Here is a 24,710-nt window from a genome sequence, read left to right as displayed (position 1 = left end):
ATGTTGGAAGACGCTGAAATCGAGAGACGCGCCAGGCAATTATGGGTGAAAGAGAACCCAAATCGACCATGGCTCCCGCTGTCTCAAAGAGTTGAACTGGGGCAGGATATGTCCGCTTGCGCGACCGAGGAAGACAGGAAGCGTTACATGGAGCGAGTGCGGAGCGGCGAGTAGGGGCAAGTCGCACATCCAGCATACAGATCCCGTCATGCTCAGCCGTTACAGTTTCAAGCAGGCGATGCAGCTGCAGAGGCACTTCTGCTTGGCACAATGTGCATCGCGGTGGGCGAGGTGTTCTTTTGATGTGAGACGGAGTTTAGGGTTTTAGGGGGACGGATCTGAGCAGCTCAGACGCACGATGACGTACTCATCTCCTGCGATCTCCTTGGCTATTCGCCGAATGGTCTCCAAGGCGTTTCGGTCCGACAACACTCCTTCTATCACAACCATATCGCCCAGGGTCCGAAAGCAGAGACGCTCCGTATTGATCGTCGTTTCTGAACTCACGGCACACCGAACTGACGCCAGCAATGCCGCGGCGCTGGCACCGCGGCCATGTTCGTAATGTCTCTCACCATCGGGCGCGATCAGGATCATTGTGAAGCTCCTTCCGTTGATTCAGCAAACACTAATTTGAGTGGAAAGTTCCCCGTCCGAAAGGTTTTGTCGTTCAACGTCGCAGCGTTCCGGCCATCGGCCCCGAGGCATAGTGAGCGGCAAGTCGATCTATATCGCCGTCGGTCAGATTTCGGACTGCACGGCTCATCAATTGCTCTGTGGCGCTGCCAGCCCGGCGATCGCTCCTGAAGAGCAGAAGTTGTTCTCTCAAAAAGGAAAGGGGCTGCCCGCCGAGCAATGGATAGCGAGCATTGCGGCCGTCGTGGCAAGCGTCGCAGGCTGCAATCTTCTTCACCGGGTCGCCTGTCTGCACGAGCGATAGAGCTCGCTCGTCGCGCACGGAGGATGGTGTCGCCGTCGCTGAAACCTGCGCAGGCAGGTTGGCAAAATGACGGGCGGCAGCGGCGACCTCGGGATCGCTCAGGTTCGAGGCCGCCACTTCCATGAAGCCGCTCTCGCGCTTGCCGCTGAGGTAGGCGCGAAGCGTTTCGGCAAGATAGAACTCTGATTGCCCCGCAATTGCAGGAATTGCCTGATCGCCCCCATCAGCGCCTGACCTGTGGCATGAAAGGCATGGGGAGAATGCCGAGATACTTCCGGCATCGCCGTCGAGCGCAAGTGTTTGATAGCGGGCCGCACTCATTTCGGGAAGCTGCTTCAAAAAGGCGACCATCGCCCAAACCTCGCCGTCGCGCCCCGCACCTGGCCAAGCCGGCATGCCTGTATAGCGAAGTCCGTCGCGCACGATCACGAACAGCTCTTCATCCGTCCAGCGACCGACAGCCTCCTTAAGGTCTGGCGGTGGCGGCAACATCGCCAACACTTCCGCAGAGCGACGGCGACCCGGAGACCCGTGGCATTCGGCACACCCCCCCTCAAAATGGACCGCTGCGACTTGAAGGACGGTCGCATTTTCAAAGCCGGCGGGCTTTTCGATGCCTAGCGCCGCGGTCCTGACGGAAGAACGCATCGTCCAGTGCAGAAACCATTCGGTAACGGCCCAATGGCCGCCCGTTGCGCCGACATGGATGAGACCGAGCCAGGCGATCAGCAAACCGGCAAGCGGAACAAGCGCGGCAGCGGCGACCAGACATTTCACACAGCGCATCACAGCCCCTGCCCCTTGCCGGGTCGCACGTCGGGCGTGCGGACGAGTTTCGCCACGAGACCAACGCCGCCCGCGAGGTAGATGATCGCCCCCATCAGCAACATTACGATGCCGCCAAGCTGCTGGTCCTGGCTTGCCGTCATCAACAGACCGAGACAGGTGACGTCAGCCGAGCCGTAGAGCGGGCGTGGGGCCATCGTCAGGAGAACTCCGAGAAGGGTCATGTGCATCGAGGTGAGCAGCAATGCGACGGCGCCGCCAAGCGCGACCTCCCCTTTTCGACCGCGCCCAAGACACGCAAGCCAGAGCAAGCTGCCCGCAACCAGAAACGCCGCAAGCTCCAGTAACCGCATGCCAATGGAGACCTCCGCGAGATCTCGCATCAACGGAACATGCCAGACCCAAACGACTGCGAACTCGACGAAGGACAACAAAAGAGCCGAGCCGGGATGCCAGGATGCGGTCGGATCCAGCCACGTGCCGGACACAGCGCATGCTGCGAGCGGGGCGATGATGGCGACCAGCACCATATGCGCTCCCATGTGGCCGGAAAAAGCCTGCGGGTCGAGGACAAAAAGAGAAGCCCATACCACCGCAGTCAGCAAAGCCATCGCAACTATGACACTTGCCCACCTCATGAGAAGCATCCGTCGATCATCAGCATCGGCGTGGCCACAAACAGCACGGCAACGAAACTCAAGGCAGAAAGGAGCAGAGTTGCAAAGCCCTGAAACAGTTTGCGCGCACGGTCCGTCGGTTCATCATGCGGTGGGTCAGTTGTGCCGAATCCCCATTGCCGCCAAGCGAGGAACGCAGAAATCGCGATCGTCGCAAGCGCAACAAAAGTGACGCCTGCAAGTATCCACTGAAGCAGGGCGTATTGTTGTGCGCTTCCTCCTTTTGCGCAGAAAATCGCCACTGTCAGATAGCAGGCAAGGAAATGCAGCGCCCAGACAACCGGGGCCGTAAACAGCGTCCAAAGCGTATCGAGCTCTCGCGGAAACAGCCGCATAGATCCCCCTCACCTCATTGCCGGAAACAAACCGATGACACCAAGGGTGGTAAACGCGGTGATCGTCAGAAAGTGCCAGTAGAGGACCACATTGACGAGATCGATATCGTGGGCGGCCGTCAGGTGCCCGAAGAAGCTGCGCGCCAGGCAGTACAACTGCATCACCGCGCCGACACCGGCATGCGAAACGAGCCACCCTACGAGAACCCAAACGATCGCGGGGTAGACGTGCTTTGACGGATCCATCGAGGCGAGCCACGGCCCGGCAAGTGCCGCACCGCTGCCAAGCACTGTTAGCGCGAGAGCTGACACGAGCAGGAGACGCAAGGCAAACACCCGTTGCCCACGATTTACGGTCCGTGCCGCTAACATGAGCAACCAAGCCAACACAAAGAGGCAGAGCGCCATCATGGGCCATAGGACGCCCGGCCCGACAAGTCCGGCTGTGAAGTCCTCGTGGATGGTCCAATAGAAGAAGTAGCCAAAAATCAGGCTGCCGAATGCCGTTCCGTCTCCCACCATGGTGATGAACATCGCCCACCATCCGACCGATGCGGGCCCGGAGACGTAAAGGGGCAAGGTAAGGCCAAGACCCACATCCTTTTCCACTTTCTCCGGCACTATCGCCGTTCCCGTCCATAGCCAGCTGACGACGAATGCGAGGAAGGCTGCAGCAAACAGCGCGCCGAGAATCCACCAGTGAAAGGTTGCCGCCACGAATACTCCGCCGAGCGCCAGTGCGCTGAGGATCGTCAGATAGGACGTGCCGCCAACGCGCAGACACTGGATCGGTTCAGCATCAAGGACGGACGTTACGAGCGTCTCGCGAAAGCCTTCGGCGGCGTCAGGCAGATAGAAGCGAGCGTTATCGATATCCTCGCGAAGTTGCGGCTGGTCCCAGAGCGGATATCGGCTGCTTATGATCGGTATGGAGCGTACGCCCCAGTTCTCCTCGGGCTCCGATATCCACTCGAGCGTGCCGGCATTCCAAGGATTGGCTTCGCCTTTGGGCTGGCGATGTTTTGGCCGCAGAACATCTACGACAACGATGAGTATGCCGGAGGCGAAGATGAAGGCACCTAACGTCGATACAAGGTTGAGCCAGTCCCAGCCTACGTCCGCCGGATAGGTAAAAATTCGCCGTGGCATGCCACGAAGCCCGGCGAGATGCATGGGGAAGAAGGCGATGTTGAAGCCGGAAAACATTAGCCAGAATGCGATCTTTCCCAAACGATCGGAGAGTTTGCGGGCGTTGATAAGCGGGTAGTAGTAATAGATGCCGGCGACGATGGGAAAAAGCATGCCGCCGATCAGCACATAATGCAGGTGCGCAACGACGAAGTAGGTGTCGTGCGCCTGCCAGTCGATCGGCACGAGGGCGACCATGACGCCCGTAAGCCCTCCGATGACGAAAATCGCAAGACCACCGCTGCCAAACATCATCGGTGCGGAAGGGATGACGCGTCCTGCCAGCATGGTTGCTATGAAGACGAATATCTGGACGCCGGTCGGGATTGCGACGGCCTCCGAGGCAGCGGAGAAGAACGCAAGGGAAATTTGCGGGAGGCCCGTCGCGAACATGTGATGGACCCAAAGGCCAAAGCTCAGGAAACCCGTTCCGACCGCAGCCAGCACGATCCACGAATAGCCGATGATCGGCCTTTGCGCGAAGGTGGGAACAATCATCGCCATTAGCGCGATTGCGGGCAAGAAGATGATGTAGACCTCCGGATGACCGAAAATCCAGAACAGATGCTGCCACAGCAATGGGTCTCCGCCGCGCCCGGCATCAAAAAACGGCCAATCGAACATCCGCTCCATTTCGAAAAGGATGTCGCCCGCGATGAGGGGAGGAAAGGCGAACAGGATCATGCCCGCGACGATGAGCAGGTACCAGGCAAACAGCGGCATCATATTGATGCGCATCCCCGGAGCGCGGCATTTCATGATGCCGACGATCAGTTCCACGGCAGCGGCAATCGAAGCTACTTCGATGAAGGACAGGCCGAGAAGCCAGATATCGGCACCGATGCCCGAATACTGCTTGTCGGTTGCCAGAGGTGGATACATGAACCAGCCCGTACTGGGCGCAGCGTCAAAAAAGATCGATCCGCAGACGAACACCCCGCCGAGCAGAAAGCTCCAGAAACCAAAGGCAGAAAGCCGGGGAAACGGGAGTTCGCGCGCGCCGAGCATCGGAGGCAGGAGGAAGATTGCAACGGCCTCGAAGATCGGCACTGCGAAAAGGAACATCATGACGGTTCCGTGCAGCGTGAACGCCTGATTGAAAAAATCCGCCGATAGAAGATCGTTTTCGGGAACAGCCAGTTGCGCACGCACGAGCAGCGCCAGAACACCGGCAAACAGCATGAAGATGAACGCTGTGGCCCCATACCAGAGGCCGATCTGCGTGTTGTTGACTGAGGTCCAGTAGCGCCACCCGGAGGGATTGGCCCAGACTGCACGAAGCCGGCGCTCCTCCTCGTTTGTCGAAATGTGCTCAGGGATGCGATCTTCGGTGACCGTCATGTTTCACCTGCGAGGTATTCGACGATCTCGTCCATTTCGACCGTGGGGATCATCGGAAAAGCCGGCATCTGGACACCGGGCTTGGCTGCGGCCGGATCCCGGATGAAACGTGCAAGGTTCTCCGGGGTGTTGGTCAATGCCCCGGCCCCGATCCGGCCCCGATCCCCGAACCCGGTCAGATTAGGGCCGAGCAAACCCCTGGCGCTGGTGCCGTCGATCGCGTGGCACGCCGCACAACCATGAAGGAGAAAGGCTCTGGTAGCGTCGTTTCGGGCCGATCCCCGTTTCATCCGGTTCTGGTGCCAGGTCTGAAAATCGTCCTCGGACAGGACTATGGCCGTCAGGTTCATCAAGGCATGCGAAGTGCCGCAGAACTCTGCGCATGGACCGCGATAGGTGCCTACCCGGGTCGGCTCGAGCCAAAGAGAGTTCGTTCGCCCCGGTATCATATCCATCTTCCCCGCAAGGGCAGGGATCCAGAACGAATGGATGACGTCGTGCGCCTTGAGCGAAACTCGGATGCGTCGATCGACCGGCAGTTTCACTTCGTTCGCGGTTTCGAATGCGACATGCCCTGACTTGTCGAGGTACCGGATGCGCCACCAGAATTGCTCACCTGTGACCTCTATCTCAAGATCCGGCGGTTGCTGATCGAACCATGGTCGGGTCGCGGGCATGCTCCATACCGCGTAGGAAAGAAGTACAAAGAGAACCGCCGTCGGCGTCACCACGCCTCCCCAGGTGATGAGTTGTTGCGCGCGTTCTTCGCTAAACCGTAACCGACGTCGAGTGTCACCCGCATAGACCAGGAGCGATACAACGACCATCCAGATGAGGGTTGCGCCGATGACGGTCACAACGAGCAGGCCTTCAATGGCCGAGGCCTCGCGCCCAGCGGCACCGAAGGTGGATTGCGGACCACTACAGCCTGTCAACAACAGAAGACATGGGAGTGCCATCGGGAGGCGAACGCCAAAGGGGCGTTCGATCAAACTATTCCTCCTCTGGCAAGCGGCGCTACGCATCGCCGGCCCAACAGTTGCATCTGTAGATCAAGCGGCGCCCCCTTTCCTTCACGCGAAGGAAACTGCGACCTTGGCGGGAAGTTCCAGCCAATAATCACGTTTCGGTGCATTTACGGGCAGTCAATGAAACGAACGGCGGGCTGGCGAGTTAGATCGCTGTCATTGGCTTTCTCGGAGCGCCAGCATGCGCAGGGTCCTTGTTTCAATCGCCGCATTGTTTCTGCTTCTGCTCTTGGTCGGAACAGCGCTCGTCCTCGTCAGTCGAGAGCAAGCCACGCTTACCGCCGAGCAAGGCTATGGAACCAAGCCGCAACTGCCCGAACCCAACCCAACTCTTATTCCAACCGTCAACGTCGCAGAGGCGTCCGGTTGGTCACCCGGTGAAAAGCCGACGGTTGCCGATGGGTTCACCGTCGGTGCTTTTGCCGCGGACCTGGATCATCCCCGTTGGCTCCATGTCCTTCCCAATGGGGACGTTCTGGTGGCGGAAACCAACAAGCCTGCCAAGGAAGATGCCGGCTTCAGCTTGCGCGGCTTTGCCATCGGTCTAGTCATGAGCAGGGCAGGCGCCGAAGTTCCAAGTGCGAACAGGATCACGTTGCTGCGCGATGCCGACGGCGACGGTGTCGCCGAGATCCGGTCCGCGTTCCTCGAAAACCTCAACTCGCCATTCGGTATGACCCTTTCCAAGGGAGTTCTTTATGTTGCCAACACCGATGCTGTCATGGCGTTCGATTACAGGGACGGCGACACGGCGATTGCGACCGAAGGCCGGAAAATCGCCGACCTGCCCGCCGGCCCGATCAATCATCATTGGACCAAGGACGTTATCGCCAATCCCGCGGGAACCAAGCTCTACGCCACGGTTGGATCAAACAGCAATGTCGGCGAAAACGGTATCGAGGCGGAAGCCAACAGGGCAGCCGTCCTCGAGATTGATCTCGCAAGCCAAGACGTCCGCCTGTTCGCCTCGGGGTTACGCAATCCAAACGGGCTTTCGTGGCAGCCCGAATCCGGCGCTCTCTGGGTCGCAGTCAATGAGCGCGACGAAATCGGCAGCGATCTGGTCCCGGATTATATGACCTCGGTCAAGGACGGCGGTTTCTACGGCTGGCCCTATAGCTATTTCGGCACGCATGTCGACGCGAGGGTCGAACCGCAAAGACCCGATCTCGTCGAAAAGGCAATCGTCCCCGACTATGCGCTTGGACCACACACAGCCTCGCTCGGCTTGACATTTTACACTGGCGGCCTCTTCGAAGCGCAGTATCGGAACGGCGCGTTCGTTGGCCAGCATGGCTCCTGGAACCGTCGACCGCGCAGCGGCTACAAGGTGATTTTCGTCCCCTTTGCCAACGGTCAGCCGTCCGGGCCACCAAAAGATATCCTGACCGGGTTCATTGGTGGCGATGACAAGGCGCGGGGTCGGCCGGTCGGCGTTGCGGTCGATCGACAGGGTGCGCTTCTTGTTGCTGATGATGTCGGCAACGTGATCTGGCGCGTGTCGCCTGCCAATTGAACATGCTGCGGCATGCCCGGCGATTGAAAAACGCAGGCCAAATCCCAGTTCTTCCTTTCTCGAAACAGCCGGTATTGTCCGAACTGGTGGCAACTTGGCCGGCGCGCCAACGTCCGAACGACACCGAAAAGGGCCGCGGCTGGGGGATGCCAAGTCTGGACGAGTTGCGTATTGCCCGTTCACAGGCGCGCAGCCTGGAACGAAAAAACAAGGAAGAATATGCGGATTGAACCAGAAGGAGGCTTCTCTCGCGGTACGACCGGGCCGTTGAGCGCTGCCGGCCTGATTTCGGAATTCCTGTCCGTATGATACGGAAAAAGGAGAGATCGCTGGTTGCGAACACGCGGTTTTATCTCGTCACCTGCGGGGTGAGGTTAAGGCCAATAGCGGCCATTCCGACTTTTCCCCCAGGCGGAGGTTGAGATGAATGACGCGCTATTTCTTTGATCTTCGGAACGGTGACGGGCAGACGTTGGACGAACAGGGCTTGGAACTTCCTTCGCGCGACGCGGTGATGCAGGAAGTCACCCGCATCCTCGTGGATGTTGCGCGGGACGAATTGCCGGGGGGGCGTTGGCACTGAAATCTCAGTTTCGGTACGTACAGACATTGGCAAGACTGTCTCGGTATCAACTCTGATGTTTCAAAACCAATGGCTTGATTGACGGAATCCTCCGGCACTCCCAATACGTCGACCAGAACCCCAGACCGCAACGCCCGCGACGTATTAGTCTAGTCTAATTCGACCGTTCTACGAGAAGGCCGGCCATGTGGCCAGCCTTCCGGTCTTCGCTTTTTGCTCAGATCAGTGTGCCACGGCTTGCGTATCTTGTGCGTTCTTCTTCTATCTGCGCCGGGCTGTAGGGATCGAGCGTCTCGTCGAACCGGTTCCAACCTTGCCCTCGGTAAGCCGAACGACGCTCTTCCAGATCGACCCAGTTGGAGCGCTGCAGAATTGCCTCTGCCTGCGCGACATCGCTGTCGGCAACACGTGCCGTCACCAATGTTCCACCGCGACGAACGCCTTCAGCGTAGACATGGGCATCTTCTTCCGGCACGCCGGAATCGGTTAGCGCACCGATAATGCCTCCGACCGCGCCACCGGCGACGGCACCGGCGGCAGCTCCTGCAGCCGTCGCCGCCAGCCAACCGGCCGCAACCACCGGACCAACGCCTGGTATCGCCATCAGCCCAAGGCCGGTGAGAAGGCCGCCTGCCCCGCCAACGGCTGCACCGAGACCCGCGCCAGTTCCCGCGCCTGCTGCAGCGCCTTCGGTGTCATCGACCTTGTATCGGCCCTCGGCATTGCTCGCGACCATGCTGACATCGTCGTCGGGAATGCCGGCGGCTTTCAGCGAACGCACGGCTTCCAAAGCGTCATCATAGTTGTCGAAAAGTCCCGTAACAGTTTTCATGTTGATTTTCCCTATTTGGATTTGCTGAGTTTCGCTGCCAACGTCAGTTGGCGACGATGTTGCCCTGGTAGTCGAGTGTGACGGTCACGGGCTTCCCATCCTTGGTGGCAGACGCCTGCCAGATGCCCTTGTCGTCCAGCTTCAGTCCGGTCACGGACGTGTAGCCGTTCTCCTCAAGTCGAGCCCGCGCCTGCTCTTCGGTGAAGCTGTTGGCGCCCTGGACAGGCGCTGTGGGATTGGTGGTATCGGGCGTGGCAACTGCCGGCGTTTCAGGGTCTGGCGACGTGGTGGCCGTCTGGGCGTAAACAGCAAAGGCGCTTGCCGCCAGAAAGGCCGTCGCGGCGATCGTTCTTTTCATCGTTGTTTCCTCGATGCATGAACAGTTGATGCACACACAACGCGGAGCTTGCCCTACCGTTCCAAAGAAGGTGGAAAAAAATTCAATTTACCGGATGAAAACAATAGCTTATGACGAAACTATTCGTGCTCCGAACCTCTAGAGGTGAAGCCTGAGGATATACGGGCTGATGGCCCGCTCAATTGAAGAGCTCTTCACCCTTTCCGATTGGCAGTTTGTCTGCTGAAGCCGCAATCAGCCCCGGTGCCCATAGGAGAACCTGACCTGTCCGATGTGCCGGTGAGCCCGTTCTCCGACGGGCTCACCGTTACTGCTACTTCGACTTTTTATGGCTCTGCTCGCCGGCCTTCACATGCTGCTCGTGGGTCCCTCCCTGCTTGCCACCCGATCGGGCGTTGAGCTTCGGGGAAGCAGTCTTGCCTGCCGCAGGCTTCGAGCCGGATTTGCTTGCCGGGGTGCCGCTCGTTGATGCCATAGGTCTTACTCCAATGGTCGCGACCGTAATTGGTGGCGATTGAGTTCAACCAAGCTCGATGAAAACAGTTCCCGGCCTCCTCTAAAAAATCGCGCTGGCGGTCTCACTCGCGCGTCAGCCATTGCTGGCATGGCCCCTTGTGGTCGAACGCAATTGGCCGGTTCACTGCGCATTGCCGACCGCTCGACAACAGCCGGTCCGTAGGTTTCCGGCATTGGACGGGAACACATAAGAATCGCGGCGCAGATTTGCTGTCCGGTATCCCATCCTGGGCGCCATCTTTTCAACCGGTCATCTTTCGGAACAACTGGTCGCGAACGGGGTTCATCATTGATGTAATCAGTGGAGACAATCATGAACATCATTGGGCAACAGGTGCTATCCGATCCGGGTGGCGTGATGACAGTCGAATGGGTCGCAGAAGGCGGTGATGTGATCTCCGTTCGTCTGCAGAGCACTCAACAGGACCTCGGCGTAGATGCGGCCGTGGCAAAAGCGAAGGCCATCATGGTGCAAGTGGCAGCTTTCGGCGAGCCCTCCGTAGAAGCCGGGCCTGACAAAGGCACCGTTGGATCTCCCGCCGTTCAATCTCTGCGAAGTGCTCGGGCTGCGAAGGATACAGGCACGCTCGAGGAACAGCTCGACGAGGGTCTAAAGGCTTCATTCCCCGCAAGCGACCCTGTCTCCGCAACCGGCAGCGCAATTTCCACCGGCCGCACCGATCCCTCCAGCACCGAGACGTAAGCGCTCGGGGAACGGCAGTGCTGCGCAGACGAACGCGTCATGAAAAATGACGATTGCCGGTGCGAGCGCATAGGGACGCTTCTGCGGAATGGCGAGCAAAACCCAGGCGTCGAGATCAGCTCAATCTGCCATTAAAGGTGAACCGCAATCAAATGCGCGTTCGTTCAGCGTCCTGGCAAGCAGGGGTGACCTCTGAACTGTCTAGAGATCGGTAGCCGGGGCAACATAACCTTCGAGTGGACTTGCAGACTCCAAGCGAAGGCCCTCCCTCATGCAATATGCACCGGCGCGTCGCTCTCGGCAAAGTTTCAAGGAACATTGTCCTTCGCCAACGATTTTTAGAGGAGCTTGCACGAGGAGCTTCTAGCGCGTGGGCTTTCGCGGTCGACGCGCGCACTTCCGCCCAATCGTGAAACGATGGAACATCGAGGAGAACGAAATGTCCAAGGCGAAGGGATCCACGCCGCAAGGTGACGCGTCGGCCAAGGGCTTGAAAGAGAGCACTGAAAAAGAAGAAAGGCGTATCGAACGCCAGAAAGGCAGCCCCTTGGCCAAGGGTGCTGCACGGGTTGAGGAACGGTCGAAAAGCTCGGACGGCAGGAGTGCCGGAGACAAACAGAAATCTTGAGTTCACTCTCCACGAGGTTCGTCGTTTCGAAATCTCGGAGCGTGTCCAATCTACGTGAAGACGACCGACCTTGGCATTGGAAACGCCGAGCTGGCGAAAAAGTCGTTTCGAAAAAACGAGTGAGACCGAAATTCGCTCGCGCAAGCCTGGAACCGGCGGAACGGTCCCTGCCAGCGACATCATACGATCTGCCTCGTCGACCCCAACCGTGAGCAACCCAACTCCCTTGCCTGACGATGGTGTTTGGCACTGTTCCGGATCCTCCGCGATCAATCCGCGAGGGGTCCGCTAGCAAGCTGCGGCCGCTTCAGCCTGCATACGCGATGATCGCGCCCGTAACCGTGCCATTGAAGGACCCATCGAGCGGGAATTGACCCGCTCCCAATGGAGCGCTCAAATGTCTCACGATCGCTCCCTCGCACAATCGCCCGCCTTCCAACTCGCCCGCGACCTGATGGTCCCCCTTTCCGATACGGCCCATGACCGGGTCAAGCAGGCATCTCCGAACAGTGTCTGCGAGATTTCCAAGGCGTAATAACGCGCCATGTTCTTCGAGGCATCGGTGCGTTCGAGATAGAGATGATAGGGTTGCGCGATCATGTTGGCAGAATCGGAAATTCTCCGCCTTGCGTCCAACGACAATTATGCGGGGACGAGAAAGTGCCAGAGCATGCATGAGTTTCTCCGCCGATGAGATTGGCGCGGAGATGAGCACGAACAAGAATCGCGAGGCAATTGTAGGATTCAACAAGGTCGATGGAGGCGAGCCGGGCTTCGAGCTGACCGCCATACCGACGGTGCGCACTATCTGCTTGCAGGATTCGCAGGAGAACAATCCGGGATGAGGAAGCAGGCGATTTAGGCTAACTCTCGGAGCCACAACGGGAAAAAACGGTATCGCTCCTTCGGATCGAACCAAGGCGTTAACTACTTGTTAACCTTAAACATCTGGACGGGTCGGGCGAATCGTGTTCTAGCTTTTAGCGGGCAATGGTCGATAAACCGGTCGAAAGCCGACAAGAGGGTTAGATGGCGATAGCACAACGAGCAGAGACGGTTTGTCCGACAAAGGAAGATGCAGGCAGCAAAATCGCACGCCATGCTGGTCTTCTATCGGGTCAGTTGCAACAGCTCAGAACCCGTATGTATCCGCCGAAGTCTGAAAAGACGCTGCGTCAGTTCCTGACGAACGAAGTTTCCAAGCTCACATCTATCCCGGATTCGACCCTGAAGCTTATGTCCATCGAAGGGCGCGGCCCCGTTCCGAGCCGGCTGGATAACAATCATCGGGTCTATACTCTTCAGCAGATCAACGAACTGCGCGAACTGTTCGCACAGCAAAAGCCGGCCGAGGCACTTCGTTTTCTTCCTCGGCGTCGGCCGGGCGAACATCTACAAGTTCTCGCGATCGCCAATTTCAAAGGCGGAAGCGCAAAGACGACGACATGCGTGCATCTCGCGCATCATCTGGCGCTCCACGGCTACCGCGTTCTCGCGCTTGATCTCGATCCCCAGGCTTCGCTGTCCGCGCTCTTCGGCGCACAGCCGGAGGTGGATGTTGGCGCCAACGAAACGATTTACGCGGCGCTGCGCTACGATGATTCCGAAAGGCGTCCAATTCGCGATATCATTCGCAAGACATACTTCAACGGCGTCGACTTGATCCCAGGAAATCTTGAGGTCATGGAATACGAGCACGAGACGCCTCGTATCCTCGCTAACAAGTCGGGTTCGGGGGCGATATTCTTCGAGCGCCTCAAGCTCGCGCTCGCAGAAGTCGAAGCTGACTACGATGTCGTCATTCTCGATACGCCTCCGTCGCTGGGATTTCTCACTCTTAGCGCGATCTACGCGGCAACAAGTATGATCATCACCGTCCATCCGGCCATGCTGGATGTGGCTTCGATGAGTCAATTTCTGCTGATGATGGGCGACCTTATCAGCGTGCTGAACGAAAGTGGCGCGCAACTGGATCAGGATTTCATCCGGTATCTCGTAACACGCCACGATCCCAACGATGGACCGCAGTCGCAGGTCGTTGCCATGCTCCGTCACCTGTTTGGTTCCGACGTGCTCTTGCCGACGGCCATCGAGAGCACCGCGGTCGAGGCGGCAGGCCTTGCGAAACGGTCGATTTACGAGCTCGAGATGGGCCAGATCGGGCGAGACACACACAAACGCGCACGTGAAGCCGTCGAGGCAGTCAATGAGGCGATCATACGCCTCATCAATTCAAGCTGGGGGCGTGAATGAGCAAGTCACCCCGCAAATCGATCGTGGCCAACTTCGGCCTGTTATCGGCCGAGCTTGAAAGCGACCAGGCATCGGCGTTGGGAACCCCCTCCCCTGCTCCCGTCACCAGGGTGGGCGCTGGCGTCATTGGCGCGGCCCACCGTGCGATCGACGACATCAGGGCGGAGCGAGACCGTTTGCGCGCGATTGTCGAGGCCGGCGGTGGTTCGATCCTGGAATTGGATCCTGATACGATTGATCCCTCGCCTTATCCCGACCGGCTTCCCGACGACGATGCTGGCGAGTTCGAAGTCTTCAAGCGGTCTATCGAAAGCGAAGGGCAAAAAATACCTATTCAGGTTCGGCGGCATCCCTCTTCAGCTGATCGATACCAGGTCGTCTACGGCCATCGGCGTTGGCGGGCTGCTCGAGAGCTCGGCACACCGGTACGGGCACTTCAGGTTGACATTTCCGACCTTGATCTGGTGGTGGCACAGGGTATCGAGAACGCAAGCCGCCAGGATCTGACCTGGATTGAACGCGCGCTCTTTGCCTCTCGTATGGATGACGCAGGCATAAAGCCGCGCGAAATCTACGCGGCGCTGTCGATCGAAGATGCCGAACTGGCTCGGATGAGGAGCGTTTATCGGGCTATCCCAGCAGATATCATCGAGGGCATCGGCCGCGCGCCGAAGGTCGGTCGGCCCCGGTGGATGGAACTGGCGAAGTCGCTCCTCAGCGAACGAGAGGCACTTGAGGCGGTCCGGCTCGAGTTGGCGAAGATGAACGGCGCTACGCACGCTTCGGACCAGCGGTTTCAGCGTGTTTTGAGTGTCGTTAAGCCGGGGGTCGCGCCACTAGCAGAGCCGATGCCAATCTCCAACGGCCTCGGCACACGCGTGGGGGCCTATCGGCGGTCGCCCAAAGAGATGCGTATCTCGGCCGAGGGTGCACTTGGCACCGAATTCATAAGATATGTCGAGGAACAATTACCGGCGCTGGCCGAGCAGTTCACACGTCAACGCAACAGTAGCGAAACCTGACAGCTGTCAGGGCTTCTGCATGAGGCCAACGAAAGGAACGCTCTTAACGAATCATGGACTTTGGCCCCTCCCCTATATCTTGCTGAGCTTCCGTTTGAATGCATGGTCGGAGGTCCGAGTGCTGGTCAGTTCCACGTAATTTGTCACTGTGCGCAGGGCCTCTAAAGGAGCGCGGGTTTTTGCGCCCCCTAGGCCAGCCTAGCCTATCTGCAAGAGGTCGAGGCTACCAAAACCCTGACAGCTGTCAGGTTTTCTTCGTCGGCATTGGTAGCAAAACACCAGACCAAAAATGGCATCTCAACTACGCTGGCCCGGCCAAAGAAGCGGGCATGGAATGAGCGTCGTACGAATTGAAGCCGAAGCGGGGTGCAGCGGTCAAAGCATGCCGCACCTTGCGGAGGCGGATTGGAAGATCTTCTCGGTGTATTTGAAGCGATTGCGGCCCATCAAGCGGCACGGCACCCGTTGCGGGTTGGGGCAATAGGGCGCGCCGGTCGTATCTGCATCCTGGCGAAATCTAGCGCCGTCAGCGTTCGGCACGATTATAGAAGAGGATACATACTGGCCCGTACGCGTGTCTTTCGGTGTTCCAGATGGCTCAACCCCTCCGCGACCCGGAGGAAGACGGGTCGCAGTTCCAAACCCCTGCCCGAGTTACTGCCGGCCACACATCAGCGGGGGACCGGCAAAGGCAGTGACAGCGACGACTTTGAGGTTCACCTTCGGTCCCGTTGTCAACGGCAGACACAGTAGATCGACGGCCAAACGACCACGGGAACTACCCTGCCCCGGCATCTCTATAGCGACCTTCTTGCGCGGTGATTGGACTAGGTATCCCACCTGAGAAGGTTGGGAGCGTTCAAAAACCCTGACAGCTGTCAGGGTTATTCGCACTGCTTCTGGCTTTGACCGCCTCGCCGCTCAAACGCCATCGCTTCCGGAGACCCGGTTACCAAAGGCCCAAAGAGCAAAGCGGGGTGTTGCAAATAGACGTGACGTTTGCAGTCATCCGACCGAGCCGATGGGAGAGTATCGAGCAGCTCGATATCCGTTGCCGTCGGATATGGTTCTGCGGGCTTGGCCAGCAATCGAGTGTTATGATCGGGAGGTGGCCGACGTGCGCGACCTGTGCGGTCAAACTAGGCGGCAGTCCATCGCCGGCGCAGGTGCGCGGGTTGCAATGGGATAGAAAACTCCGCCGTGACTATGACTTGAATCGCGGAGTATGCCGGGCACGTCAGCTTAGGCCCTGACGCCTTGGACAATTTGCAAGCCAGTTTTCCACGGAGCCGGCGCTGATGGCTCTTCTAAGGCCTGGAGGGCAGGTGAGCGAGGGCATTCCGGAGCCTGGACGGCACCTACTGCAACCGCGAGCCGTTGTTTACGAATTCGCCTGGACGACGGTGCCTTTCCCAAGACTTGGAATGGTGGCAATTGCATGCATGTTTTGGGGACCGCACAGCGGATCGGCACTCTAAGAGCAGCCTGGTCGCCGCGGAGCGTCAATTGGACGATCAACGTAGGAACTGCCGGCTGGGGCGCCGATCAGATGATCAGTCGGGCAGCTCGCCCTTGCTTGCGTTCCGCGTCGTTGTAATAGCGACCAGCTTGCGTCACGGATTTGTGCAATGACTGCTGCATAGCCTCGGGGAGGGGGATGCCACGGTTGGCGGCTTCGGTCAAATAGCCCGACCTCAATCCGTGTGCTGAGAACAATGCTGGCTCGAGCCCGGCTTGTTTGCAGCGGCTTTTCAGGATCAGGTTCACCGACTGCGGCGTGAGTGCGCGCCGATCGATGTTTCCCCACTGGTCTACGCGTCGGAATACAGGCCCTTCGTTGATGCCGGCTTTGTTGAGCCACTGTTTCAGCGCAATTACCGATCGGCCGATCAGCAGCACATGCTCGTCGTCGTCATTGGTCGTCGTCTTGGTACGGCCGAGCCGGATCGAGAGGCAGGACAGGGCAGGGGAGTTTAGATCCGACGGGTCCGCCCGCACCGGTTCCTCGTCGGTAAGGTCCTCAACGCGCAATCCTGCTATCTCCGAACGCCGGCGGCCGCCAGATGCGAATGCAGCCAAAAGCAGCGCGCGATCGCGCAGATCGACAAGGCGTTCCCCGGCGCAGACGAGGAGCAGCTTTGCCAGCACATCGCCGGTCACCGCCTTTTTGCTCTTGCGTTGCCGCGGCCGCGCGCTGGCGCGAACGGCCAGCCGCAGTGCGGACTTCAGCGAAGGGCGGTCAAAAGAACCGACGAGACCGCGCCAACGGGTGAGGATCGACCAGCTTGTTAGCCGGCGGCGAACGGTTCCGGGGGCGTGTGGCCCGTCGGCGCGCAGGAGGCGTTGGGAACGCAAGCCGCTTTCCACCTCTGCGGGCATGCCATGGCTTGTATCCTCGGCACGCTTAGCCGGGTCCCAGAGGTGATGGGCGACGAATTTCAACAGCAGGCTTTCCGGTGCGGGCCAGGGGAGGGGGCTGCCGGTGGCAAGCTGGCACCACGCCTCCAGGTAGCCGAGGTCGGAGGCAAGTGCGCGCAGCGTGTTGTCACCCATGCCTTCGCTGGCAAGATGCTTGAGCGTTGCGACATCGTCGTCGGTGAGAAGGGCGGCAAGCTGGTCGCGGCGGTCGAAGGGCAGGATGGCGTCAAGCGCGTCGAGCGCTTCGGCCCGGCGCGCGACATCCGCCGAAGGTAGCGCAGCCGACACTGCCATCAGGCGCTCTCCGCCGGCGGTCGCCAGCGTCCGATGATCTGTTCGAGCTCCATGCGATAGTCATAGGGATAGATGACATCCTCCTCGCGGGCGAGAAAGGTGAACACCGTCACCATGTCCTCGGCGACCTCACGATCGACATTGGCGAGGTCCGTCAGGTCAAAACCGCCGTGGACGTCGGCGTTCCACCAGGCGAGCAGGAAGTTGGCGACCCGGCGACCTTTGCCGGTGTCCTCGTGGGCGATGTTCAGCCGTTTTTCGAGGGCAAATCTGACACGGTCTTCCATGCTATCCTGTCGGATTTGGTGGGCGATTGTCCTTCAGCCGAAGGATGCCGGGTGAATTTTCAGGTCGGTCTGGCCGAAATCGTTGCCTTTGAACAACAGCGGCGCCTTGGCGATCCTCGCAACAGCATAGGAAAAACAATCGCCCATGTTGAGCGTGGCCGGATGGCGGCCTTTGCCGAAGCGGTCGAACGCGCGTTCCGCTTCCCGGTAATGCGCCTCATCGAAAGCAATCGCCGTGACGTTCGGCAACTGGAAAAGCTGATCGACAATGTCCGAAGCGTTGGGGAATCCCTTGCCGGTCAGCACCATGCGCGCCTCCAGCAGGGTCGGCCAGCCGATCGCAACCGCCTCTCGACCGACCAACGCCGTGAACCGCTCGGCCTCCGGCTCTCCCAGCGCCATCGCCAGAATGACCGACGTATCGACAGCCATCATCGCGGCAAACCGTGTTCGTCGTAGAAATCGTCATGGGCCGATGTCGTGCCGGGCGGAACTGCACCTCGGCCTTTGGCCATCAAGTCCGATAGGACATCGATCGGCGCCCGGGCAGACTGCTGGCGCAGTTCCAGATCGTAATGCTCGAGCGCCTGCTCGACGAGCCTGTTGATCGGCTGACCCGTGCGGCGCGCCAGCGCGTGCGCCAGATCCCTGGCCTTGGTGCTGCGGACGGACAGTTGCGGTTCGGACATTGCGTTTCCTCGATCGAGATCCCATCGAATATACGGAGAATGGCCTGAGATGGCAAGAAAATCACCTTGAGATGGCTCACTATCGATACTTGATCCCTATCGATAGTGATAGGGCGCGGGAATTGGCGTCCGGATGACGGAAGTAAGTAATCAAATAGATTCCGTTGGTGAAATTTGAGGCGTTAATTCAGATGGTTAACAATCGCCTAAGGCGGCAAAGAGCTGCATCCGTCGCGATGAGCACGTTAGCCGAGCGATCGTGTGCTTGTTGCGGATGGAGGTGTTCGGCCCCGGCGCAACATAAGTGGGTAATTCATTTCTGCCCGGCGCGCTCATTTCGCCTTCGAAGTGTCGAGCGGGCGAAAGCGGCCACTTCCCGGTACCGTTTGTGGATGACGCGAACGCAAGTGGAACATTCGCTGGAAGTAAATATAACATTCGTGCAATCTCTAGGTGCGGACGCTTCCGTCTGGTTCGAACTGATATAGAAGCATGGCATCGACAGCAGGAACCCAGATACCAAAACCAGCCAACGAGCAGGACTTCGAAAGCAATTGCCAGATCTTGTGGCAATGCATCCTGGAAGATCCCAACGTCTTCAAGGTTGGTCGCCGTGGCCAGAGCCAAAATGGTGTCGACCTTCGCGGGTATCGAAAGCAAAACGTCAGAAAACCTGTTGGCATACAGTGCAAGCTAAAGAGCGAACGGACTAAGCTCACAGAAACGGAGGTCCGGGAAGAATTCAGAAAAGCTCTGGGTTTCAAGCCGGCTCTCACGGAATACTTCATCCTTACCACTGCGCCGGACGACAACGACCTGCAGGTACTGGCCGACGAACTCGCCGTCGAACAGGCAGATATTGGCCGCGACATCCTCTTCTACGTGTGGGGGTGGGGGGCCATCTCGGAGAAAGTTGCCCAGTTCCCGGAAGCAATGCGCGCGTTTGACCCGAGCTACGGTGTGTACTCGGCTGAAATTCGCGCGGAGCTCACAGAGGTACGCACGGTACAGAACTTGGCCCGTGGAGAGATGGCAAGTGGATTTATGCAGGTAGGGAACGACTTGCGAGAATCCAGCAAACAGATACTGGCTGCGATTGCTGAAAGCACACAGGGCAGCGTAGTGGCCGTCGAAGTTCAGTTGGACGCGGAGATAGACGGCTACCGGACAATCGCAAACGACGGAAAAGCAATGACCGCCTTGGCCCAGTTCCAGCGTTTGCTGGAGCGTGTTGAAGGCACGGCTTCGGGGCGCATCCTTTTCAGGATCAAGGCAAACATCGCGAACTGTCTCCTCGCCAAGGGGAAGAGCGAAGAAGCTGTGGAGCTTCTATTGGAAGCTTATTCCCACGCGCCGACTGAGCCGAAGGCGATCGCAAACAAGGCTTTTGCGCTGCTGCTGCAAGGCGACTGGCCCGGTGTCCTTGCAATGGGGCGGGAGAACCTGAGCTCGAGGGCGGCCGACGAGCACCTCTCGGCGCACGTGCTTCAGGCAGCCAGGTTTGATGACGGTATCGATGACCCTCTATCACTCATTCCCGAAAGCGACCGCGAAACGCCGGGTGTTCTGAATTCGCTGGCCCATTTCTATCGACACCGGTTGTCGATGCAGTGGAGGAGCATAGCGGTCGACGCCGGCAACCGCTTTCCTGATGATCCGTTCGCCAAGCGGCTCTCCGCTGAAGCCATCATCGATGCGATCTGCGAGGACAAGGAGTACCTCCATTCCGGCAGACTTACTGAGCGGCAGCGGGTCGACTTGGATGAAGCGATCTCGAAGCTCTCTGATGTATGGAAACGCATAAGGACCGCCGAGGGTGAGGTCGACGATGCAGACAGCGCTGTCTGCTGCAACCTGCTGCTGGCCTACCGAATCAGCGGAAATCGTAAATCGGCAATGGAGCTGATCAGGGAGGGCATCCCGCTTTTCGGTGATGACAGTGCCTTCATCCTCCGTGCAGCTGGCGCCGCTTATGAGACTGGCGATCCGATCATCGACGAGCTTCTGCTGAAGCTGGTCGAGGGGCCTGATAAAACTCTGATGGTCTTTCAAACTGCTGTTGCGAGCAATGACTGGCAAACGCTGTCGGCAATCGATCCATTGACGCTTGGAGCGGTACCCCAGTCGGAGCGGCGGATTTGCGATCTGGCGCTGCGTTTTGCCAAGCTCGTCCTAACTCCCCCGCCCGACCTCCAAACGGCCGTGAAAGACTTGGTGCGAGATGCGTCGGACGATCCCAGACTGAGTATCCTCGCAGCGCAGTATTGCGACACTCTGAAAATGGACGCATTGGCGGAGGAAGCGTGGCGCAATGCCATCAATGCGGTGAATGACACCACGCACCATTCCGGGCGGATAATGACGGCGACTTACGCGGCGAGGAAGGGGCACTGGAGCGATGCAGCCGACTTGCTTGACGGACGTATCGACGAAAACCGCGACTCGGACGAACTGCGATCACTTGCCGTCGGCCTCGTGAACGAGAGGCCAACTCGGCAAAGAGCGACCGCGTTTTTCGATCGCCTCCCGACCGAGATACGCTCCAAGCCGTTCTACATGCGCGCAGAAGGAAGGATGCACTTCAACTACGGTGCGCTTTCCCAAGCAGAAGAGCTTACACGACGCCTCCTCGACGCGAATCCTGACGTTGATGCCCTCCTGACGTTGATCGTGCTTTTGAAGAGACAGGACCGCGCCAACGAAATCGCCGCGGTTCTTTCGATTGACAAGCTCTTGACGATGCCTGGTGAGCCCGGAGAAATGCTCGATATCGCGCACGAGCTTAGTCGCGTGGGTCGCGGCGAGGAGGCTTTGAAGTATGCCTACGATGTACTGCGCTCAAATCCGAACAACGCGGAAGTCGCGCGGAAGTACGCAATCCTAATCCTCGGCTCCGAGGACCGGATATCGATCCCGTCCAGCCCGGTTGTCGCCCTCGATACATGGGTGAGGCTCAGCAGAGACGACCACCGTGGTTTTACCTTCATCATCGAGAATGGAGAGGACGACCCAACGGGTGGGTATGTCTCGCCTCGCCACCCGCTCGTCAGCCTTTCCATCGGGAAGCAGGTGGGAGAAACGTTTAGCGAAGAGCGGGCTTTGGGAGACCAGCCTGTCTGGAAGATCGAAGAGATAAAGCACAAGTATCTCCATGCGCTCCACGACATCATGGAGAACTATCAGACGCGGTTTCCCGACGCAGGTGGCCTGTATGCCTTTACGACCAAGGGGGACGATGTCGGGCCCATCCTGCAACAGATCAAGTCTCATGGGGAGAGCGAGAGAGCTCGCGCAGACTTGTACCTGGAGCACCATGTCCCTTTCCACATGGTTGCCAGGAAGTTCGAGCGGTCGCCAATTGCCTTAGCAGGCTACCTCAGGGCCATCGGTGAAAAAATCCGTTCATGTGTCGGCCTGGATCTCGAGCAATCCCAAGCTCAGGAAATCATCGACGAGTATCGAGGGCGGGGAGCGGTACTCGACACCTATGCGGCATGGACCGCCGCATCTATGGATATCTTCGATATCCTGAAGAAGACGTTCGGTAGCCTCTATATCTCCCAGTCCGTATTCGACGACCTGGTCGTTCTGAAGGGCGACGATGAGTTTTCGGAACGGGCGTTTTCGCTATCCTGGCGCGGCGGCGAATTCTACAGGGACGAACTCACGCGAGAACGTTTCTCGGAGTGGCAAACATTCATCCGCGCACAACGTGACAAGATAGAAGCCAACTGCATCGTAGAGGCCGTTACCGCCCCAAATCAGCGAAATGCAATTGCCGAGGTCTTCATCGCGCATTTCGGTCCAAACGTCATGGACGCGGCAGTACTAGCAAACCGCGGCCACGTCCTTCTATCTGAAGACATGTACTTCCGGCAGATTGCAGCGAATGCATGGTCGGTTCCCGGCGTTTGGCTTCAAAGCGTTCTCGTGGACTCAGTCAGTACTGGCGGGCTTACGACCGAGCGTTACGTCGCGAAGACCGTCGATCTGGGCCGGCTTCGTCATGGCCATTTGACAGTCAATGGGCCTTTGTTTGCCGAACTCATCTTCCTTGCAAAGGACGACACGCTTCAAGATTTCGAGGCCGCGGCTGACTTTATCGGCACCCCTGACGCGGATATCGTCGCTCACGCTGAGGTGGTGATCAATTTTACGAAGATCGCACGTTCCCGGAACGGGCGGCGGGTTGGGCTCATTGAGAGTGCAATGGGGCTTCTTCTGGAAAAGCTCATCCGTTACGAGCCGATATACTGGAACATCACGGTTGCACTGGTGTTCAACAACGTCGGATCGACGGAACAGAGCTACATCCTGGACTGGGTGAAGGGGCATTTTCTGACGGTGGACGATATGCTTCGCGCCGCACGCTCGTTGAACATGTATGGGGCCCGCTATGCTGTCGCGCAAATTCTAAGCAGCAAGAGCACGGTTGAGTTGGTCCGTCGTCACCGAAGGCGCCGGCGCAGTAACATGGTAATAGTTGCCCCTCAAGCCCCGCCCTACGTTGCACCGCCGCGACTCTCGCCGCCCAAACACCGCCGCGGTAAACGTAAGGGAAGGTAATCCGGACCCACGGCAATTCCAGATCCGGAACGCCGCAGTTTGAAAATTTGGTTTGCTCACGGGGCCGAGAAATACAGCCTCAACAACCTTTCGAAACTCGTTAGACATAACCCCATCTTCATGACTGTGCTTGAGCGTACCCCTTATGCTGAGGGTCCAGTGAAAACGGAAAGAAAACAACCTTAAATTCGATTATTGACGAGTAATCGTCAATAATGCTATTATAGCACCATGTGAGGTGCGTTGTGTTATATAAGATTGAAATTGAAAACTTCTTTTCCATCCGAAATTTGCAGGTCCTCGACCTAACTGTGGATGCAAAAGTTCCTGATCCTGACGGTCGCTATACCCCTCTGTTTGAGGGAGCGGACACGCGTGTGCCGAAAGTCGTCGCGTTCTTCGGTGCAAATGCGTCGGGCAAGACAACGGTGCTACGCGCGCTTGAATTCGTTGTGACGATGATCCGCGACAGCGTGGTGCGCACCGCCCCAGGCTTTACCGGCATCGAGCGTTTCAACGACGCGGAATCCGCAAATCGGCCGATACGATTTGCGATTGAGCTCGGGGGCACCATGAACCTGACACCAGAAGTGCATCAGCGTGCTATGGACGGCGAGAAGGTCGAGCAAGGCACTTACCGATACGAACTGGAAATTGAGGTCAAGGGAGGGCTCGCGGTGCGGATCGCGTCCGAAGCGCTCCGTCAGAAGCCGAATGGTCAAGGGAAGTGGCAGCGTGTGTTTGAACGCGATGCCGAGGGTAAGGTGAAGGACTCTAAAAGCTTTAACATTTCGGGTTTTCAGCACCTTGTGAAAACGCTCGCAGGCAATCACACGGTGCTGTCGTCCTTCGCAAAATTTCAGCATCCCACCGCGCAGCTTTTCGTGGATGCGGCGCGCCAGGCGTTCTTTCAAATTGAGCCCGTGCATTCCTTCGTTGATCGCGAAGTGATCGACTACCTCAAAAGTAGGCCAAATGTAGTTTCGCTTTTGAACGATGAGCTAAGCCGCATCGACGTTGGCGTTGAAGGGCTCCGCTTTCACCAAACGGAGAGTGGACCGCTGTTGTTGTTCAAGCATTCCGGTCTAGAGGTAGAGATGCCCTGGATGATGGAAAGCCACGGCACGAGGGCTTTCATCAAGATGTTCCCGTTCATAGCAACTGCGCTCGACACGGGTGGCCTTGCGGCTATCGACGAAATGGACACGGCCATCCATCCAAATATGCTGCCGGAGCTAGTGCGCTGGTTCTACTCGGGTTCTGGGCGCAACAGACTCAACGCACAGCTCTGGCTTACCTGCCATTCGGCCTCCCTGCTCGACTACCTCAACAAGGAGGAAATTGTGATCTGCGAGAAGGACAGGCAGGGGCGCAGCCAACTATACAGTCTCATGGATGTTAAGGTGCGTCGCGACGAGAACCACTACCGTAAGTATCTCAGTGGTGCATATGGCGGAGTTCCCCACCTAGGATGAGCCGCAGACGCCCCCAACATATTCAGCCTCGCCGACCGGTGTACATCGGCTGCGAGGGGAGGTCAGAAGTTGGTTATGCCAGTCTTCTGCAGGATCTAATCCGCGAAGCCAACCTCGCAGTGCATTTGCATATCGACGAGTTGGGGCCGGGAGCTGGCGATCCACTGTCACGCGTCACATTGCGGATTCCAGGAATTAACCGGACGGGGTTCCGATTAATATCCGGACAGCGTTCCGATCTGAAGCCGGACAGCATTCCAATCAATTACCGGACG

23 protein-coding genes and 2 pseudogenes are annotated in these 24,710 nt (G+C 58.3%); 11 read left to right on the top strand and 14 right to left on the bottom strand.

Annotated features, from left to right (window positions below; translation table 11 throughout):
* Positions 1–324: 324 nt before the first annotated feature.
* From ABIE33_RS34545 to coxB, 6 genes are all read right to left on the bottom strand, one after another.
* Positions 325–597: a hypothetical protein gene (locus ABIE33_RS34545; RefSeq protein ID WP_429133462.1), complete on the bottom strand. Its 273-nt coding sequence runs from the start codon at positions 595–597 to the stop codon at positions 325–327.
* Positions 598–670: 73 nt separating this feature from the next.
* Complete coding sequence (locus ABIE33_RS34540) at positions 671–1,726, bottom strand: c-type cytochrome (protein WP_429133460.1); 1,056 nt, start codon at positions 1,724–1,726, stop codon at positions 671–673.
* Positions 1,726–2,364, bottom strand: a complete 639-nt coding sequence (locus tag ABIE33_RS34535) for a cytochrome c oxidase assembly protein (RefSeq protein WP_429133458.1) — start codon at positions 2,362–2,364, stop codon at positions 1,726–1,728. Before ABIE33_RS34535 ends, ABIE33_RS34540 begins: the two co-directional genes overlap by 1 nt.
* A complete protein-coding gene (locus ABIE33_RS34530; protein ID WP_429133456.1) occupies positions 2,361–2,738 on the bottom strand; it encodes a hypothetical protein in 378 nt (125 codons plus the stop codon). Before ABIE33_RS34530 ends, ABIE33_RS34535 begins: the two co-directional genes overlap by 4 nt.
* 9 nt (positions 2,739–2,747) lie before the next feature.
* The gene (gene ctaD / locus ABIE33_RS34525) at positions 2,748–5,267 is read right to left on the bottom strand and encodes a cytochrome c oxidase subunit I (RefSeq protein ID WP_429133454.1); all 2,520 of its coding nucleotides are present in this window, start codon (positions 5,265–5,267) and stop codon (positions 2,748–2,750) included.
* On the bottom strand, positions 5,264–6,259 hold the full coding sequence (gene coxB, locus ABIE33_RS34520; RefSeq protein WP_429133452.1) for a cytochrome c oxidase subunit II: 996 nt from the start codon (positions 6,257–6,259) through the stop codon (positions 5,264–5,266). The genes ctaD and coxB overlap by 4 nt, the downstream gene beginning before the upstream one ends.
* Positions 6,260–6,476: 217 nt before the next feature.
* Here coxB and ABIE33_RS34515 point away from each other — a divergent pair, with 217 nt between their 5' ends.
* The 3 genes and pseudogenes from ABIE33_RS34515 to ABIE33_RS34505 all read left to right on the top strand — a co-directional run bounded on the left by ABIE33_RS34515 (position 6,477) and on the right by ABIE33_RS34505 (position 8,476).
* The gene (locus ABIE33_RS34515) at positions 6,477–7,811 is read left to right on the top strand and encodes a PQQ-dependent sugar dehydrogenase (RefSeq protein ID WP_429133451.1); all 1,335 of its coding nucleotides are present in this window, start codon (positions 6,477–6,479) and stop codon (positions 7,809–7,811) included.
* Positions 7,808–8,041, top strand: coding sequence for a hypothetical protein (locus ABIE33_RS34510; protein WP_429133449.1), 234 nt, complete (start codon positions 7,808–7,810; stop codon positions 8,039–8,041). Before ABIE33_RS34515 ends, ABIE33_RS34510 begins: the two co-directional genes overlap by 4 nt.
* Before the next feature lie 197 nt (positions 8,042–8,238).
* A pseudogene (locus tag ABIE33_RS34505) lies at positions 8,239–8,476 on the top strand (DUF6894 family protein).
* Between the two features lie 135 nt (positions 8,477–8,611).
* On the opposite strand, the gene ABIE33_RS34500 reads toward ABIE33_RS34505, so the two are convergent.
* The 3 genes from ABIE33_RS34500 to ABIE33_RS34490 form a co-directional block, all read right to left on the bottom strand.
* Positions 8,612–9,226, bottom strand: a complete 615-nt coding sequence (locus tag ABIE33_RS34500; RefSeq protein WP_429133447.1) for a general stress protein — start codon at positions 9,224–9,226, stop codon at positions 8,612–8,614.
* Between the two features lie 43 nt (positions 9,227–9,269).
* Entirely contained in the window at positions 9,270–9,584 is a 315-nt protein-coding gene (locus ABIE33_RS34495) for a PepSY domain-containing protein (protein WP_429133445.1), read from the bottom strand.
* 313 nt (positions 9,585–9,897) lie between these two features.
* Entirely contained in the window at positions 9,898–10,059 is a 162-nt protein-coding gene (locus tag ABIE33_RS34490; protein WP_429133443.1) for a hypothetical protein, read from the bottom strand.
* 354 nt (positions 10,060–10,413) lie between these two features.
* Between ABIE33_RS34490 and ABIE33_RS34485 the strand changes: the two genes are divergently transcribed.
* Together ABIE33_RS34485 and ABIE33_RS34480 are read left to right on the top strand one after the other, a co-directional pair.
* Positions 10,414–10,803, top strand: a complete 390-nt coding sequence (locus ABIE33_RS34485) for a hypothetical protein (RefSeq protein WP_429133442.1) — start codon at positions 10,414–10,416, stop codon at positions 10,801–10,803.
* Between the two features lie 439 nt (positions 10,804–11,242).
* The gene (locus ABIE33_RS34480) at positions 11,243–11,431 is read left to right on the top strand and encodes a hypothetical protein (protein ID WP_429133440.1); all 189 of its coding nucleotides are present in this window, start codon (positions 11,243–11,245) and stop codon (positions 11,429–11,431) included.
* A 402-nt stretch (positions 11,432–11,833) separates the two neighbouring features.
* Here the strand turns inward: ABIE33_RS34480 and ABIE33_RS34475 are convergent, their stop codons facing one another.
* On the bottom strand, positions 11,834–11,977 hold the full coding sequence (locus tag ABIE33_RS34475; protein WP_429133463.1) for a hypothetical protein: 144 nt from the start codon (positions 11,975–11,977) through the stop codon (positions 11,834–11,836).
* 128 nt (positions 11,978–12,105) lie between these two features.
* Here ABIE33_RS34475 and ABIE33_RS34470 point away from each other — a divergent pair, with 128 nt between their 5' ends.
* The 3 genes from ABIE33_RS34470 (at position 12,106) to repB (ending at position 14,706) form a co-directional block, all read left to right on the top strand.
* Positions 12,106–12,276 (top strand): hypothetical protein, encoded by a 171-nt coding sequence (locus ABIE33_RS34470; protein ID WP_429133438.1) that lies wholly within the window; start codon positions 12,106–12,108, stop codon positions 12,274–12,276.
* A gap of 184 nt (positions 12,277–12,460) precedes the next feature.
* Positions 12,461–13,684 (top strand): plasmid partitioning protein RepA, encoded by a 1,224-nt coding sequence (gene repA / locus ABIE33_RS34465; protein ID WP_429133436.1) that lies wholly within the window; start codon positions 12,461–12,463, stop codon positions 13,682–13,684.
* Positions 13,681–14,706 (top strand): plasmid partitioning protein RepB, encoded by a 1,026-nt coding sequence (gene repB, locus ABIE33_RS34460; RefSeq protein ID WP_429133434.1) that lies wholly within the window; start codon positions 13,681–13,683, stop codon positions 14,704–14,706. The genes repA and repB overlap by 4 nt, the downstream gene beginning before the upstream one ends.
* Before the next feature lie 1,545 nt (positions 14,707–16,251).
* On the opposite strand, the gene ABIE33_RS34455 is transcribed toward repB, so the two are convergent.
* From ABIE33_RS34455 to ABIE33_RS34440, 4 genes are read right to left on the bottom strand one after another with little or no spacing between them, the layout of a single operon-like run.
* The gene (locus tag ABIE33_RS34455) at positions 16,252–17,418 is read right to left on the bottom strand and encodes a tyrosine-type recombinase/integrase (RefSeq protein ID WP_429133432.1); all 1,167 of its coding nucleotides are present in this window, start codon (positions 17,416–17,418) and stop codon (positions 16,252–16,254) included.
* On the bottom strand, positions 17,418–17,705 hold the full coding sequence (locus tag ABIE33_RS34450; RefSeq protein ID WP_429133430.1) for a DUF7673 family protein: 288 nt from the start codon (positions 17,703–17,705) through the stop codon (positions 17,418–17,420). Before ABIE33_RS34450 ends, ABIE33_RS34455 begins: the two co-directional genes overlap by 1 nt.
* A 33-nt stretch (positions 17,706–17,738) precedes the next feature.
* Positions 17,739–18,140: a type II toxin-antitoxin system VapC family toxin gene (locus tag ABIE33_RS34445; protein WP_429133428.1), complete on the bottom strand. Its 402-nt coding sequence runs from the start codon at positions 18,138–18,140 to the stop codon at positions 17,739–17,741.
* Positions 18,137–18,394, bottom strand: coding sequence for a type II toxin-antitoxin system VapB family antitoxin (locus tag ABIE33_RS34440; RefSeq protein ID WP_429133426.1), 258 nt, complete (start codon positions 18,392–18,394; stop codon positions 18,137–18,139). Before ABIE33_RS34440 ends, ABIE33_RS34445 begins: the two co-directional genes overlap by 4 nt.
* 492 nt (positions 18,395–18,886) lie before the next feature.
* Between ABIE33_RS34440 and ABIE33_RS34435 the strand changes: the two genes are divergently transcribed.
* The 3 genes and pseudogenes from ABIE33_RS34435 to ABIE33_RS34425 form a co-directional block, all read left to right on the top strand.
* Complete coding sequence (locus ABIE33_RS34435) at positions 18,887–22,960, top strand: PIN domain-containing protein (RefSeq protein ID WP_429133424.1); 4,074 nt, start codon at positions 18,887–18,889, stop codon at positions 22,958–22,960.
* Positions 22,961–23,205: 245 nt separating this feature from the next.
* Positions 23,206–24,435 carry an AAA family ATPase gene (locus tag ABIE33_RS34430; protein WP_429133422.1) on the top strand — a complete coding sequence of 410 codons (1,230 nt, stop codon included), beginning with the start codon at positions 23,206–23,208 and terminating at the stop codon, positions 24,433–24,435.
* Positions 24,432–24,710, top strand: a pseudogene (locus tag ABIE33_RS34425) (hypothetical protein); the annotation flags it as partial. The gene ABIE33_RS34430 and the pseudogene ABIE33_RS34425, both read left to right, overlap by 4 nt.

This window comes from Ensifer sp. 4252 (genome assembly GCF_050434565.1).
In the GTDB taxonomy this organism is placed as follows: Bacteria; Pseudomonadota; Alphaproteobacteria; order Rhizobiales; family Rhizobiaceae; genus Ensifer.
The sequence above is the reverse complement of the archived record's forward strand: the minus strand, read 5'-3'. Positions and strand labels throughout refer to the sequence as shown.

What these genes read in the sequence shown, in the direction of transcription:
- ABIE33_RS34545 (WP_429133462.1), bottom strand. Translation starts at nt 597, where the DNA reads ATGATCCTGATCGCGCCCGATGGTGAGAGACATTACGAACATGGCCGC.
- ABIE33_RS34540 (WP_429133460.1), bottom strand. Translation starts at nt 1,726, where the DNA reads ATGCGCTGTGTGAAATGTCTGGTCGCCGCTGCCGCGCTTGTTCCGCTT.
- ABIE33_RS34535 (WP_429133458.1), bottom strand. Translation starts at nt 2,364, where the DNA reads ATGAGGTGGGCAAGTGTCATAGTTGCGATGGCTTTGCTGACTGCGGTG.
- ABIE33_RS34530 (WP_429133456.1), bottom strand. Translation starts at nt 2,738, where the DNA reads ATGCGGCTGTTTCCGCGAGAGCTCGATACGCTTTGGACGCTGTTTACG.
- ctaD (WP_429133454.1), bottom strand. Translation starts at nt 5,267, where the DNA reads ATGACGGTCACCGAAGATCGCATCCCTGAGCACATTTCGACAAACGAG.
- ABIE33_RS34515 (WP_429133451.1), top strand. Translation starts at nt 6,477, where the DNA reads ATGCGCAGGGTCCTTGTTTCAATCGCCGCATTGTTTCTGCTTCTGCTC.
- ABIE33_RS34500 (WP_429133447.1), bottom strand. Translation starts at nt 9,226, where the DNA reads ATGAAAACTGTTACGGGACTTTTCGACAACTATGATGACGCTTTGGAA.
- ABIE33_RS34495 (WP_429133445.1), bottom strand. Translation starts at nt 9,584, where the DNA reads ATGAAAAGAACGATCGCCGCGACGGCCTTTCTGGCGGCAAGCGCCTTT.
- ABIE33_RS34490 (WP_429133443.1), bottom strand. Translation starts at nt 10,059, where the DNA reads ATGGCATCAACGAGCGGCACCCCGGCAAGCAAATCCGGCTCGAAGCCT.
- ABIE33_RS34485 (WP_429133442.1), top strand. Translation starts at nt 10,414, where the DNA reads ATGAACATCATTGGGCAACAGGTGCTATCCGATCCGGGTGGCGTGATG.
- ABIE33_RS34480 (WP_429133440.1), top strand. Translation starts at nt 11,243, where the DNA reads ATGTCCAAGGCGAAGGGATCCACGCCGCAAGGTGACGCGTCGGCCAAG.
- ABIE33_RS34475 (WP_429133463.1), bottom strand. Translation starts at nt 11,977, where the DNA reads ATGGCGCGTTATTACGCCTTGGAAATCTCGCAGACACTGTTCGGAGAT.
- ABIE33_RS34470 (WP_429133438.1), top strand. Translation starts at nt 12,106, where the DNA reads ATGAGTTTCTCCGCCGATGAGATTGGCGCGGAGATGAGCACGAACAAG.
- repA (WP_429133436.1), top strand. Translation starts at nt 12,461, where the DNA reads ATGGCGATAGCACAACGAGCAGAGACGGTTTGTCCGACAAAGGAAGAT.
- repB (WP_429133434.1), top strand. Translation starts at nt 13,681, where the DNA reads ATGAGCAAGTCACCCCGCAAATCGATCGTGGCCAACTTCGGCCTGTTA.
- ABIE33_RS34455 (WP_429133432.1), bottom strand. Translation starts at nt 17,418, where the DNA reads ATGGCAGTGTCGGCTGCGCTACCTTCGGCGGATGTCGCGCGCCGGGCC.
- ABIE33_RS34450 (WP_429133430.1), bottom strand. Translation starts at nt 17,705, where the DNA reads ATGGAAGACCGTGTCAGATTTGCCCTCGAAAAACGGCTGAACATCGCC.
- ABIE33_RS34445 (WP_429133428.1), bottom strand. Translation starts at nt 18,140, where the DNA reads ATGATGGCTGTCGATACGTCGGTCATTCTGGCGATGGCGCTGGGAGAG.
- ABIE33_RS34440 (WP_429133426.1), bottom strand. Translation starts at nt 18,394, where the DNA reads ATGTCCGAACCGCAACTGTCCGTCCGCAGCACCAAGGCCAGGGATCTG.
- ABIE33_RS34435 (WP_429133424.1), top strand. Translation starts at nt 18,887, where the DNA reads ATGGCATCGACAGCAGGAACCCAGATACCAAAACCAGCCAACGAGCAG.